Below are 13,950 nucleotides of genomic sequence, written 5' to 3' on the forward strand. Positions count from 1 at the left end.
CAGGACCGTTGCACCTTCAACCCATCGAGCAGGAGTGCCCATGGCAAAACCCAACTATGCGTTCGCTAAACGCCAAAGAGACCTCGCCAAGAAAAAGAAAAAAGAAGAAAAACGGCGCTTGAAAAGCGAAGCGACGCAGCCGCCAAACGAAGATGAACAGCATCCTCAACCACCCGAGGATGAGAACACCGTCGACTGATTCCCGGTTAGCGCCGGATCGTGCTCGCTTACTCACCCGAGTACCACAGCGGCACGACAGAAAGCGGCGCGGTTCGCACGAGGTCATCAAGTTCCATAAACAACACTGTAGTGAGTACGGTGCGCCGCCTACCAGGCGCGAATAAGTTGCGGCTTCGGCGAATCAGGCTCTTGTTACTTCACGGCGGTACCTTCCACCGGTCGGGAACCCGACACCGCGCTGAGTTTCGCGACATGGTTCATTCGATAACGCAAAGTGGCCCGCAATGATCAAGTTCTACGGTTACAAGAACTGCGGCACCTGCCGCAAGGCGGAACAAAGACTCCGCAAGGCCGATGTGGCCTACACGTTTATCGATATCACCGAGCATCCACCCTCTGCGCGCGCGCTCAGGTCCATCGCCGAATTGTCCGCGGTGGAGATCAAAAAGCTGTTCAACACCAGTGGCGTGCAATACCGGGAACTGAAGATCAAAGGACGGCTGCCCAGGCTTTCGGATGGGGAGCTGCTGAACCTGCTCGCCGGCAACGGTCGACTGATCAAGCGTCCGCTGGTTACCGACGGCGCGCGGGCAACGGTGGGCTTCAACGAAGCCGTGTTCACGCAAACCTGGGGGTAGAGCAGCCGCGCGCCGCCCCGCGTACGGCGCCGCCGCAACCTGGGTTGATAAGTCCGGGTGGCGTTCGCCAACCTCCCCGCTCGAACGGATGCAGCGCCGTCTTCAGTACCGGAACCTATTCGATTCCACCCAAACAGAGATATTTGATCTCGATAAACTCATCGATGCCATATTTCGAGCCTTCGCGCCCGATGCCACTCTCCTTCATGCCGCCAAAGGGCGCGACCTCGGTGGAGATGATGCCCTCGTTGACGCCGATGATGCCGTATTCCAGCTGCTCGGCCACGCGCCAGCAGCGGCCGATATCGCGGCTGTAAAAGTAGGCGGCGAGACCGTAGGGCGTATCGTTCGCCATGGCAATCGCCTCGGCGTCGGAGTGAAAGCGATAGAGCGGTGCGACCGGCCCAAAGATCTCCTCACGCGCTATATCCATTTCGTCGGTGACATCGGCCAGCACCGTGGGTTCGTAATACGTGCCACCCAGGGCGTGGCGATGGCCGCCGCTGACGACCCGGGCGCCGTTCTCTACCGCGTCGGCAACCAGACGTTCAACCTTCTCCAATGCCTTGGCATCGATCAAAGGGCCTTGGGTAACGCCCTCTTCCATGCCATCGCCCACGGTCAGGGAGGCAACGGCCGCCGCAAGCCGCGCCGCGAACACGTCGTAGATGCCCTCCTGCACCAGGATGCGATTGGCGCAGACGCAGGTCTGCCCGGTATTGCGGTACTTGGAGGCCAGTACGCCGCTGACCGCGGCATCGATGTCGGCATCGTCAAAAACGATAAATGGTGCATTGCCACCGAGTTCCAGGCTGATCTTTTTCACCGAGCTGGCACATTCGGCCATCAATTGCTTGCCCACCTCCGTGGAACCCGTAAACGAAAGTTTGCGAACGATGGTACTGCCGGTCAGTTCCGCGCCGAGGATCTTTGCCGACCCGGTAATCACATTGATAACGCCGGCGGGAATCCCCGCCCGCTCGGCGAGCACGCACAGGGCAAGGGCGGAATAAGGCGTCTGCGAGGCGGGTTTGACCACGGTGGTGCATCCGGCCGCCAGCGCCGGCCCCACCTTGCGGGTAATCATTGCCGCCGGAAAGTTCCAGGGCGTTATCGCGGCGACCACACCCACCGGTTCCTTGACCACCACCAGGCGGCGGTCGGCAAGATGTGACGGAATGACATCGCCGTAGATACGCTTGCCCTCCTCGGCGAACCACTCGATGAACGAGGCGGCATAGCCGATCTCGCCGCGCGATTCGCTCAGTGGCTTGCCTTGCTCCGCGGTCATCAACCGGGCCAGATCCTCCTGATGCTCGAGGATCAGTTCGAACCACTTGCGCAGCAGCACGGCGCGCTGCTTGGCGGTTTTTTCACGCCAAACAGGAAAGGCATCGCGCGCCGCCTCGATAGCACGGACCACATCGCTGCGCGTCAGTGACGGCACGGTTCCCAGTGGTTTGCCCGTCGCGGGATTATTCACCGCAATGGTGCCGCCATCCCCGGCTTCGATCCATTGGCCGTCGACGTAGCACTGTCTGCGGAACAGCTCGCCATCTTTAAGGTCGATCATGGTGTGTCTCTCTCCAGTGTGTTCCCAATCATTGGCGGATTGGCCTCTCGCTACCCTCGACGGAATGAGAGCGCCTTTCTCCTTCAAGTCTGCTGACATAGGATTCCAGCCGCGGTAAAAAGTCGAAGAAATCGGATTCGAAAGCGACGTAGTGGCGCTTCAACTCATCGATCCCCCTCCCCAGCGGATTGCGGCGGCTGAGACGCCTGGACATGCGCGCCAGAACGTCCGCGATCCCTTCCACATCCTGGTAAGAGCTTAGCCAATCCTCCGCAGCCATGCGTGGTGCCATCCAATCGAGCGGAGCGGGAAAATGGTCGCTGTGCTCGGCAAGGGCGGCATAGACGCGTGCGGTGAACATTTCCAGCGGTTCGTTGGAGAACCGCGTCCAATGGCGGGCCAGATAGTGGTCATAAAAAACATCGATCAGGATACCGCGCAGCAGACGGAAGGCGGGATCGATGCGCCGCCGGCTCTCCCGCACCGTCACATCGCGGTCGGTAAAACTATCGATGCGGCGATGGACAAAAATAGCGCGCTCGATATCGGGCGGATAACGCTGGTCGAGGCGCCCCTTGACGAAATCCCCCATCAGGCTCCCTGCCAGGGAAGCGGGTGAATCGTCGGAGAGGTAGAAATGCGCGAGAAAATTCACCCCTGCAGGGTGCCACGCTCAGCCCGGTCGATGCAAAAAGACCGGGCTGCCACCGAGGAGCGCGTCAGACCCGCTCCACCACCATGGCGATGCCTTGTCCCACGCCGATGCACATGGTGCAGAGCGCGTAACGACCCCGGGTGCGATGGAGCTGGTTCACCGCCGTAGCGACCAGACGGGCACCGCTCATACCCAGCGGATGGCCGATGGCGATGGCCCCCCCGTTCGGATTGACATGTTCGGCGTCGTCAGCCACCCCGAGCTGTCGCAACACCGCCAGCGCCTGCGCGGCAAACGCCTCGTTGAGTTCGATGACATCCATCTGTTCGATGGTCAGCCCCGCCTTGGCCAGCACCTTATGAGTGGCGGGTACCGGACCAATACCCATGACGCGCGGCGCGACGCCGGCTGTCGCGGAGGCGATCACCCGTGCGCGCGGTGTCAGCCCGTGTGCCTTGGCGGCCGCCTCGGAGGCCACCAGCACCGCGCAGGCGCCGTCGTTGACACCCGAGGCATTACCCGCGGTGACCTTGCCGTTGGCGCGAAACGGTGCCGGCAGTTTCGCCAGTTTCTCCAGCGTGGTCTCGCGCGGATGTTCATCTTCGCTCACCACCAGCGGATCAGCCTTGCGCTGGGGAATAGTGACGGGTGTTATCTCCTGCACGAAAAAACCGGCCGCTTTGGCCGCGGCATAACGCTGCTGGCTGCGTAACGCGAAGGCATCTTGATCCTCGCGGGAGATGTGGTACTCCTCGACCAGGTTCTCGGCGGTTTCCGGCATGGAGTCGGTGCCGTAGAGCTTTTCCATCAGTGGATTGACGAAGCGCCAGCCAATCGTGGTGTCGTAGACGGCGTTGCTGCGCGAGAAGGCGCTGTCGGCCTTGGGCATGACAAAGGGTGCACGCGACATGCTCTCCACACCGCCTGCAATATAGAATTCGGTCTCCCCCGCCTTGATGGAACGCGCCGCAATCCCCAACGCATCCATACCGGAACCGCAGAGCCGGTTGACCGTGCTGCCCGGTACGGCGACCGGCAATCCGGAGAGCAGTGCCGCCATGCGCGCCACGTTGCGGTTATCCTCGCCCGCCTGATTGGCACAGCCAAAGACCACGTCATCGACCGCCGTCCAGTCCACCTGCGAATTGCGCTCCATCAGCACCTTGATGGGGATTGCGCCCAAATCGTCGCAGCGTACACTGCTCAGCGCACCGCCGTAGCGGCCGACCGGAGTGCGGATGGCATCACAGATGAAAGCTTCACTCATTGGAATCGTCTCGCTCTTTCAGGTACTTCAGTCAGAAAACAAGCTGCTCTCGCCCCAGACCTTGCGCCGCAACAACGGCGATACCCGGTAGCGTTCCTCTCCATAAATCTTTGCCAGATTATCGAGCACGCCAACCACACGGGCCAAACCTATCTGCTCAGCCCAGGCAAGGGGCCCCTTGGGGTAATTCACCCCTTTTTCCATCGCGATGTCGACGGCCGCCGCATCGCACACCTGCTGGTGCACAGCATCGATCCCGACATTGGCGAGCATGCATACGGTGCGCAGCACCAACATACCCGGATAGTCGTCGATCACGCTCACCTGTTTGCCGAGGGCTTGGAAGAACCCTACGGCATCGGCCAGCGCGGCCGCGTCGCAACCATCCGCGGGCGCCAGCGCAATGCACCCGGCAGTACGGAAATCCAGCGCAAGATCAAAGTGCACCAGATTCTCCAAACCCTGTGCGGCGCGTTGGGTGGCGCTGCGACCGTCGGACAACGCCAGGGTCGCCGCACCCACACTGATCCACCCGTCACCGGGAAACTGCGCTGTTCGACGCTCAATGGTGAGACCCGCATCCCCGGCCAGCGCGAGCAACGCATCCGCCGCGCCGAGATCACCGTACACCTTGACCGCGGCGGGAATATTTCCCGTTTCGGCGGTTGCGGGTAGCGGATTTGCAGCTCCCTCACGATAGTCGAAAAATCCCTGGCTGCTCTTACGCCCCAGACGCTGGGCCGCAACCATTTCGCGCTGGATCAACGATGGTTCAAAACGGCGATCCTGGTTGAAGGCGTCGTAGACGGTCTGGGTTACAGCGGCGTTGACATCGTTGCCAATCAAATCCATCAACTCAAAGGGGCCCATTCGAAAACCACCGCATCCCTTCATCACGGCATCGATGGTCGGCACATCGGTCGCTCCTTCCCCCAGGGCGCGCAGTGCCTCGGCATAGAAGGGCCGGGCAACCCGGTTGACGATGAACCCTGGCGTGGATCTGGCGCGCACCGCCTCTTTACCCCATGCCGTTGCCGTCGCCATGATCGTGTCGGTGACGTCCGCACCGCTCGCCAGGCCGCTGATCACCTCGACCAATGCCATGCGCGGTGCGGGATTGAAGAAATGCATGCCAATCAACCGAGCCGGGCGGTTCAGGGCCGCACCGATCGCAGTGACGGAGATCGACGAGGTGTTGGTGGCAAAGATGGCGTCTTCAGCGACCAGGGACTCCAAGGCGCAAAACAACTGACGCTTGGCATCCAGATCCTCAACAATGGCCTCGATGATAAGCGCGCAGGAGGCGAGATCTTCCAGACGCTCGACCGACTCCAGCCGCGCAAGCAGTGAATCGCGTTGTTCTTTGGTTGTACGGCCCTTCTCGACATCGCGGGACAGCCGCTTACCCATTCCCGCAATGGCATCCGACGCCGCACCGCCGCGGCTATCGAAGAGGCGAACCGGATGTCCCGCCGCTGCCGCGACCTCGGCGATTCCGGCACCCATCGTACCAGCACCGATGACTCCGACAGTGGCTGAACTCGACAATGGTTGCATGCTTATTTGCCCTCGAAGTTCGGGTTGCGTTTTTCCATGAACGCCGCAACGCCTTCACGATAATCCTGGCTTTTCCCCAGGCGCTGCTGCAGGTCACGCTCCAGATCGAGCTGCGCATCCAAACTGTTGCTTCCCGACGCCTGCAACGCGGTTTTGATCGCCGCCAGCGCCAGCGGGGCCCGTTGCATCAGGGTCTCGATGGTGCGCTCGCATTCGTCCTGCAGTTCCTCATCTGCGACGCAGCGCCATATGAGACCCCACGCAGCAGCCGTTTCGGCGCTGATGGGATCGGCCAGCAACGCCAGGCCCGCAGCCCGGGCGTGACCTACGCGGTGCGGCAGCCACCAGCTACCGCCAGAATCGGGCATCAGACCCACGCGGCTGAACGACTGGATAAAGCGCGCCGAGCGGGCAGCGATCACCACATCGCAGGCCAACGCCAGATTGGCCCCCGCCCCCGCCGCCACCCCATTAATGCCGCAGATCACCGGCTGCGGTAGAGCGCGAATGAGCCGCACCAGCCGGTTGAAGCCTTGGTCGAGTGCCTCGCCCAGATCGGGGGCCGGTGTATCCTCCGCCCGATAGCGCTCGTTGAGGTCCTGGCCGGTACAGAACGCCTTGCCCGAGGCCGTGAGAAGTACCACGCGCAGGTCTTTTCGCTGTGCCAGATCCTCGAAACAGGCGATCAGCTCGTCGCGCATCACACGCGAAACACTATTGAGGTGATCAGGTCGATGAAGCGCGATCCGCACCCAACCACGAGAGGCTTCCACCCGCAGAGTTTGCCAGACCATTGTCAGTAAGTATCGGTAATCATGAGTTTTTTTACTTCAGCAGGAAAACCAGAACCCTGCCCACGCTTTATTACTTTTACGTTAACGTCAACTATAGACGGCTTGCTCGTATTAGGAAAGCGCGGCAACCGGTTTTGTTACCTCGCAATCCCATGGTCGACTAAAGTTTAGCTGGCCTGATGGCAATTCCCTCTATCGCCCCGTTTCCTCTGCCTCGCAATCTCATGGATGGTCAGCAAAGTCTAGCCGGCCTGTCGGCCCGAAGTCCTACCATCGGAGTTGACGTGCGTCGGCGTAGCTGCGGGCAACATCGCCCTGCTTGCAGGAGATCGTAACGCGCGGTATTGATAGCGTTTGACGCTAACGTAAGCGGCAAATATAGTTTGTGGGCACCGTTTCAAAGCCTTCTTCAGCGCCAGTGAGAAATACCGACGATACTAAGAAGAGCAGGTTCGCAGGATTACGCAGTCCGCATTGAGGGGAACGCCATGCAAGACCATACGGTAGTCGTCGACTACTCGGGTGATGATCCCAAGATCACTTACTCCCGGAATTTCAACGCAGCCTATCTGTTCATTGATCGCCATTTGCAGGAGGGGCGCGGCGCCAAGGTGGCGATCCGTACCGCCGATGGCGAAGCGGTCACCTATGAGGAGCTGGCGGAGAGGACCAATCGCTGTGGCAATGCCCTGCTCGGCCTGGGCATCATCCCGGGGCAGCGGGTGTTGATGATGGTCAAGGATTGCCCTGAATTCTTCTACCTTTTCTGGGGCGCAATCAAAGCAGGCATCATTCCGGTACCCATCAACACACTGCTGCGCGCCAAGGATTACCAATACATGATCGAAGACTCTGCCTGCTCGGCAGTCATTTATTCCCCCGAATTCGCCGCTGAGGTAGAACCTGCGCTCGCTGCCGCCCGTACCAAACCGGCACATAGCCTGCGTGTCACCGGCGAAGCGAAGAGTCTCACTTCACTTCTCGACGCTGCGAAAGCACAACTCGACTTCCATCCCGCCAAGTCGGATAGCGAGTGCTTCTGGCTTTACTCCTCCGGTTCTACCGGCAAACCCAAGGGCGCCGTGCATCGTCAACGCGATATGGTGGTAACCGGTATCTGCTACGCCGAGCAAACCCTGGGGATGCGGGAGGACGATATCTGTTTCTCGGCCGCGAAACTCTTTTTCGCCTATGGTCTGGGCAACGCCCTGTCCATGCCATTGTGGACCGGCGCGACCGCGGTGCTTTTCGGCGGCCGTCCAACACCGGATACCACATTCGATGTCATCGAAAAATTCCGCCCTACGCTCTATTTCGGTGTTCCCACGCTTTACGCAGCGCAGGTCCAGGCTTTGGAGACCGGACCACGCGATCTTGCCTCGATTCGTCTCTGTGTCTCGGCGGGCGAAGCACTGCCTCCTCATCTCTTCGAGCGCTGGGAAGAGCTGACGGGCACCGTCATTCTCGACGGAATCGGTTCCACAGAGGCGCTCCATATCTTCATTTCCAATCGTGACGGGGATGTGCAGGCGGGCAGCAGTGGACAACTGGTAACCGGGTATCAGGCCAAGATCATCGATGAAGCAGGCGCGGAGGTTCCTCCAGGGGAAAGCGGCAAACTCTTCATCAAAGGGGAGTCGACCGCCGCCTATTACTGGAACAACCCAGAGAAAACAGCTGACACCATGGTCGACGGGTGGTTGAACACCGGCGATTCTTATCGCATGGATGAAAAAGGTTATTTCTACTACGAGGGCCGCACCGACGACATGATGAAGGTAGGCGGCATCTGGTGTTCACCGTTTGAGATCGAGGCGGCGCTTGCCGATCACCCCGCGGTGCTCGAAGCGGCAGTGGTTGCCCGCGAGGATAACGACGGGCTGGTAAAACCCGAGGCCTACCTGGTGCTGAAGAACCCGGCAGATGCCGGCACTGCGACAGCGGATGCGCTGAAAGCGCACTGCAAAGCTCGCCTGGCCAAGTACAAATACCCGCGGTGGTTCAACTTTGTCGAAGAACTACCCAAAACCGCAACCGGGAAAATTCAACGTTTCAAGTTGAGACAGTGACACGACTATCTTCACCGGCGCCAGCGTTCCCCGAACAATGAGAAGAATCTGAACTGGGAGCACAAGAGTACTACTATTGAACAGTAGATGGCATGCGCAGACAGTCTCAGCAATACTTTACATACCCGCGCAGGGAAACCTGCAGTCGACAGCGCGGGTCTCGGCACCCCAAGGAGATAGTGAGCTGCTTGCAGCGCGGGGCGGTTACCCTCTGCTGATGTAATACCGTGTTTCCTAAGGTGAAGGGGTTTCGGGAACGTGGCAGACTGATGGGAACAACACCCAATAGCGATAGCAATAACAATACCGTTCCTGAGGGAATGGCCTTAAAGTGAGAGGAGAAAGAGGTATGAGCAATTCTGGTTCCAATAGTTTTACACGCCGTCGTTTCCTGCAGGGTACTGCAGCGGCCGCTGGCGTGACGGCAGTATCCAGCTTCGTTCCCACCCGTTTTGCCATCGGCGCCAAAGCACCGGTGCGCGTGGGTATCCTGCTCCCTTATTCGGGCACCTACGCGATGCTGGGTAACTCGATCACCGACGCGATGAAGCTTCGTCTGGCGGAGGCCGATCACAAACTGGGCGGCCGTCCGATCCACTTCGTGCAGATCGACAGCGAGATGTCGGTACCGAAGGCGCAGCAGAACACCCAGAAGCTGGTTGACAAAGAGAAGGTCGACTTCGTGGTCGGTCCGGTGCACTCGGGCATTGCCGCGGTGATGGCGAAGATGGTTGGATCACGCGAGGGGCCGATCATGATCGTGCCCAACGCCGGCTCCAACGCCGTCACCGGTCCGCTCTGTGCGCCCAACATCTTCCGCACCTCATTCTCCAACTGGCAACCGGCCTACCCCGGTGGCACCGTGATGGCCAAAGATGGTCACAAGACCGCGGTCACCATCGCCTGGAAGTACGCGGCGGGTCGCCAGATGATGGACGCCGGTACCGAAGCCTTCGAGAAGGCGGGCGGCAAAGTGATCAAGGATATCGAGGTACCGTTTCCTGACGTCGAGTTCCAGGCGTTTCTCTCCGAGATCGCGGCGCTCAAGCCCGATGCGGTATTCGCCTTCTTCTCCGGCGGTGGCGCGACAAAGTTTCTCAAGGACTACGCGGCCGCGGGTCTCAACAATTCCATTCCGCTCTATGGCCCCGGCTTTCTCACCGAAGGTGTCGAAGCGGCAGCCGGTGAAGCGGCCGAAGGCGTCAAGACCACGCTGCACTACTCGGCGGATATCAGCAATGCCGCCAACCGCACCTTCCGTGATGCGTTCGAGAAAGCGACGGGACGCAGCGCTAACGTTTTTGCAGTACAGGGCTACGACGCGGGTGAACTTCTGATCAAGGCGATGGGGGCGGTCAATGGCGACACTGGTGCCACCGGCGCGATTATCCAGGCGATGGAAAGTGCCGAGTTCCCCGATAGCCCACGCGGTTACTGGAAGATGTCCAAGGCGCACAACCCGATTCAGGATATCTACCTGCGCGAAGTGCGCGGCAGCGCCCAGAAACTGATGGGCGTCGCAGCGAAGGCGCTCGAAGATCCGGCGACGGGATGTAAGATGTCTTAAACCGAGTCGCGCCCCAGCCACGGTGCTGGGGCGCTTCTTTTTACTACGTGATTGTACTTAGCAAAGTCCGATTCGCGAGGGACGCGGTGGGTGTGGGGAAACAGACGCAGTTTGACGCCCCGCCCTCGTGCTCACCTACAGTGCCCCGGGGGGCATGATGTTTCACCCGTGACAGGCCAACAACAAAACAATTACGAATGGATATTTCAGTTTTCCTGGTTCAGCTCCTCAACAGTATCCAGTACGGCTTTTTGCTGTTTCTGGTGGCGAGCGGTCTGACGCTGATCTTCGGCATCATGGGCATCATCAATCTCGCCCACGGTGCGTTCTACATGTTGGGAGCTTACCTGGTTTTTTGGCTGACCGGCATCACCTCAAACTTCTTCGTCGCTATTGTCCTCGGGCTGCCCATCATGCTGTTGCTCGGTTATATCGTCGAGCGCACGGCGATTTCATTTCTCTATAAGCGTGACCACCTCTACCAGGTACTGCTCACCTATGGATTGATCCTCATTTTCAACGAGATGCAGAAGCTCCTCTGGGGCACCAATTTCTACAGTGTGCCTGTTCCGGAGATCCTCAAAGGTTCGATTCCACTCACCGAAAACCAGGTCTACCCTCATTACCGACTTTTTATCTCCATGGTCTGCCTGGCGCTGGCGGGAGTTCTGTATGCCGTCATCGGAAAAACCCGACTCGGCATGATGATCCGCGCCGGTGCGGTGAACCGCGAGATGGTGCAGGCATTGGGGATCAACGTCGGGCGACTGTTTGCCATCGTCTTCAGCCTTGGGGTGGTGCTAGCCGCGTTTGCGGGAATGATCGCGGCGCCGGTGAGCTCGGTCTACCCCGGCATGGGCGATCAGATACTCATCCTCTCGTTTGTAGTGGTAGTGATCGGCGGTATCGGCTCCATCAAGGGCGCGTTCATCGGCGCCATGATCATCGGCCTGGCCGACACCTTCGGCAAGGTGCTGCTGCCCGATATCGCCTCGGTGGCGGTCTACGCCACCATGGCGGTGATCCTGATCTGGCGCCCGCAAGGGCTGTTCGGGAAGGCCTGAGCATGGATACCCCGCGTTCGGTCACTTTCATTCTCACCCTCGCCGTGGTGGCGCTGGCCATCTTTCCCTGGGTCGGGGAGAGCTTCTACGTCAGCCTGGTGATGCGCATGATGATCCTCGGCATCTTCGCCATGAGCCTCGATCTGCTGATCGGCTACACCGGGCTGGTGAGCTTTGGCCATGCCGCCTTCTTCGGACTCTCGGGCTATCTGCTCGCCATCGTCACTCCCGACAGCGGGCCGGTGAGCATCTGGTACGCGCTGCCGGTGTGTCTGGCCGGAGCGGCGCTCGCCGCGCTGGTGATCGGCTGGTTCTCGGTGCGCACCACGGGGATCTACTTCATCATGATCACGCTCGCCTTCGCCCAGATGCTCTACTACTACTTCAACGAGAACACCGATCTCGGCGGGTCGGACGGGATCTTCATCTTCTACAAGCCGACGGTGATGCTGGGCAGCTGGACGCTATTGGATCTCGACAATCATTACACCCTCTACTACTTCATCTTCGCCGGGCTGGTGGGTTCGTATTTTCTGCTGCGCATGCTGCTGCGCTCGCCGTTCGGGCAGGTGATCCGCGGCATTCGCGCCAACGAGGCGCGCACCCGCGCGCTCGGCTTTGCCACCTTCCGCTACAAGCTGGTGAGCTTTGTCATCGCCGGCACGCTGGCCGGGTTTGCCGGCTTTCTCGAGGGGCTGCACACCGGGATCATGAGTCCGGCGCATCTCGGCTGGCACGAGTCGGGCACGGCGATGATGATGGTGATCCTCGGCGGCATCGGCACGCTCTACGGGCCGGTGGTCGGCGCCTTCGCCATGGTCTATCTGCAGGACTGGTTTCAGGAGCTCACCGAGCACTGGCTGCTGCTGATGGGCGGATTCGTGATCGCGGTAGTGCTGTTTCTGCCCAACGGCATCGCCGGGCTGATTCCGCAGCTCACCGGCCGCCTGCGCAAGAAGTCGCCCGCAGCGCAGGAGAATGGCGATGAGTGAGTTCGTGCTGGAAACAACCGGATTGTCGAAAAATTTCGGCGGGCTGTTTGCAGTGCAGAACGTCTCGCTGGCGTTTCGCGCCGGCCAGGTTCACGCCATCATCGGACCCAACGGCGCGGGTAAAACCACATTCATCAATCTGCTGTCGGGCGATCTGTTGCCCAGCGATGGAACCATCCTCTTCAAAGGCAACGACATCACGCGTCTACCGCCCAACAAGATTTCGCAGGCGGGCATCGGGCGCAGTTACCAGAAGACCAATATCTTTCCGCAGTTCACCTGTTTCGATAACTGCTGGCTGGCCGCGCAATCGCGCCGCCCCAGCTCGATGCGCTTCTTTCGGCGTGCCAAACAGCTGAAGGATGTGCAGGCGCGCGCCGAGAAGGCGCTGGAATTGTGCGCACTCACATCACAGAGCAACACCGTTTCAGCCACTATGAGCTACGGCGAACAGCGCCAGCTGGAGATCGGCATGATGCTGGCCACCGAGCCGGAACTGCTGCTGCTCGACGAACCGCTGGCCGGCATGGGCACCGATGAGTCGCAACAGGTGATCGAACTGCTGAAACGTCTGGCCGAGAATCACACACTGATCCTGATCGAGCACGACATGGACGCGGTTTTCGCCGTCGCCGATCGTTTGACCGTGATGGTCAACGGCGCCGTTCTGGAAACCGGCACGGTGGACGAGATACGTGCCAACAAAGCGGTGCAGGAAGCCTACCTCGGCGAGGAAGCAGTCGATGGACATTGATTCCCCTCTCATCGAAGCACGAGCGATTCATACCTATTATGGCGCCAGTCACATACTGTACGGCGTAAGCCTTAAGGTGCAGCGCGGCGAGACCATCAGCCTGATGGGGCGCAACGGCATGGGCAAAACCACGACGCTGCGATCGCTGATCGGGCTCACACCACCGGGCGCCGGTCAGGTATTGGTCAAAGGCAAAGACACAACCGGCAAGCCACCCCATCGCGTTGCCAAGGCCGGCGTCGCCTATGTACCGGAAGATCGCGGCATCTTTCCCACGCTCTCGGTGCGCGAGAATCTCATTATGGCGGCCCGCTCAGGCCCCGATGGCCGCCGCGACTGGGATCTCGAACGCGTGCTCGACCTCTTTCCGCGCCTGGCCGAGCGCATCAACAACATGGGCAATCAACTCTCCGGCGGCGAACAGCAGATGCTCACCGTCGGACGCGCGTTGATGACTAACCCCGATCTTGTGTTGCTCGATGAAGCGACCGAGGGGCTTGCCCCACTGATCCGCAAAGAGATTTGGTCGGTTATCCGTAAAATCAAAGAAGCGGGAATCGCAGCGATCGTTGTCGACAAAGACATCACAGCCTTGATGAAGATTGCCGATCGCAACCTCATCATCGTCAAGGGCCAGATCGTCTATGAAGGCACATCGGAAGAGCTTGCCGCCAAACCCGAAATCCATCAGCAGCATTTGGGTGTATAGAACCTATCTCATACATGGTCGCCCCTATTTGCCAAGCCCCCAAGGTAGTGATGGTGAGGAGGTAGAGATTGCAGCCATACATCCGGACTTTGTCTGAGGTAGATACCCCTGTCCCTGATGGAATCCGCTGA

12 protein-coding genes are annotated in these 13,950 nt (G+C 59.9%); 7 read left to right on the forward strand and 5 right to left on the reverse strand.

Going from position 1 to position 13,950, the window contains the following annotated elements; genetic code table 11:
• Positions 1 to 464 precede the first annotated feature (464 nt).
• Complete coding sequence (locus DWQ09_08115) at positions 465 to 818, forward strand: arsenate reductase family protein (protein KAA3628625.1); 354 nt, start codon at positions 465 to 467, stop codon at positions 816 to 818.
• Between the two features lie 115 nt (positions 819 to 933).
• Here the strand turns inward: DWQ09_08115 and DWQ09_08120 are convergent, their stop codons facing one another.
• From DWQ09_08120 to DWQ09_08140, 5 genes are all read right to left on the reverse strand, one after another.
• Positions 934 to 2,391, reverse strand: coding sequence for an NAD-dependent succinate-semialdehyde dehydrogenase (locus DWQ09_08120; GenBank protein ID KAA3628626.1), 1,458 nt, complete (start codon positions 2,389 to 2,391; stop codon positions 934 to 936).
• Positions 2,392 to 2,419: 28 nt separating this feature from the next.
• Positions 2,420 to 3,046: a DUF479 domain-containing protein gene (locus DWQ09_08125; GenBank protein ID KAA3628627.1), complete on the reverse strand. Its 627-nt coding sequence runs from the start codon at positions 3,044 to 3,046 to the stop codon at positions 2,420 to 2,422.
• 64 nt (positions 3,047 to 3,110) lie between these two features.
• The gene (gene pcaF, locus DWQ09_08130; protein KAA3628628.1) at positions 3,111 to 4,313 is read right to left on the reverse strand and encodes a 3-oxoadipyl-CoA thiolase; all 1,203 of its coding nucleotides are present in this window, start codon (positions 4,311 to 4,313) and stop codon (positions 3,111 to 3,113) included.
• Between the two features lie 27 nt (positions 4,314 to 4,340).
• Positions 4,341 to 5,870, reverse strand: a complete 1,530-nt coding sequence (locus tag DWQ09_08135) for a 3-hydroxyacyl-CoA dehydrogenase (GenBank protein ID KAA3628629.1) — start codon at positions 5,868 to 5,870, stop codon at positions 4,341 to 4,343.
• A 2-nt stretch (positions 5,871 to 5,872) separates the two neighbouring features.
• Positions 5,873 to 6,664, reverse strand: coding sequence for a 2-(1,2-epoxy-1,2-dihydrophenyl)acetyl-CoA isomerase (locus tag DWQ09_08140; protein ID KAA3628630.1), 792 nt, complete (start codon positions 6,662 to 6,664; stop codon positions 5,873 to 5,875).
• A gap of 488 nt (positions 6,665 to 7,152) precedes the next feature.
• Between DWQ09_08140 and DWQ09_08145 the strand changes: the two genes are divergently transcribed.
• The 6 genes from DWQ09_08145 to DWQ09_08170 all read left to right on the forward strand — a co-directional run bounded on the left by DWQ09_08145 (position 7,153) and on the right by DWQ09_08170 (position 13,819).
• A complete protein-coding gene (locus tag DWQ09_08145) occupies positions 7,153 to 8,733 on the forward strand; it encodes a benzoate-CoA ligase family protein (GenBank protein ID KAA3628631.1) in 1,581 nt (526 codons plus the stop codon).
• A gap of 349 nt (positions 8,734 to 9,082) precedes the next feature.
• The gene (locus DWQ09_08150; protein ID KAA3628632.1) at positions 9,083 to 10,300 is read left to right on the forward strand and encodes an ABC transporter permease; all 1,218 of its coding nucleotides are present in this window, start codon (positions 9,083 to 9,085) and stop codon (positions 10,298 to 10,300) included.
• A 197-nt stretch (positions 10,301 to 10,497) separates the two neighbouring features.
• Positions 10,498 to 11,364, forward strand: a complete 867-nt coding sequence (locus DWQ09_08155; GenBank protein KAA3628633.1) for a branched-chain amino acid ABC transporter permease — start codon at positions 10,498 to 10,500, stop codon at positions 11,362 to 11,364.
• Between the two features lie 2 nt (positions 11,365 to 11,366).
• Positions 11,367 to 12,356, forward strand: a complete 990-nt coding sequence (locus tag DWQ09_08160) for a branched-chain amino acid ABC transporter permease (GenBank protein KAA3628634.1) — start codon at positions 11,367 to 11,369, stop codon at positions 12,354 to 12,356.
• Positions 12,343 to 13,110, forward strand: a complete 768-nt coding sequence (locus DWQ09_08165; GenBank protein KAA3628641.1) for an ABC transporter ATP-binding protein — start codon at positions 12,343 to 12,345, stop codon at positions 13,108 to 13,110. Before DWQ09_08160 ends, DWQ09_08165 begins: the two co-directional genes overlap by 14 nt.
• Positions 13,106 to 13,819 carry an ABC transporter ATP-binding protein gene (locus DWQ09_08170; GenBank protein ID KAA3628642.1) on the forward strand — a complete coding sequence of 238 codons (714 nt, stop codon included), beginning with the start codon at positions 13,106 to 13,108 and terminating at the stop codon, positions 13,817 to 13,819. Before DWQ09_08165 ends, DWQ09_08170 begins: the two co-directional genes overlap by 5 nt.
• Positions 13,820 to 13,950: the final 131 nt, after the last annotated feature.

The sequence above is a fragment of the Pseudomonadota bacterium genome (assembly GCA_008501635.1).
In the GTDB taxonomy this organism is placed as follows: Bacteria; Pseudomonadota; Gammaproteobacteria; order QQUJ01; family QQUJ01; genus QQUJ01.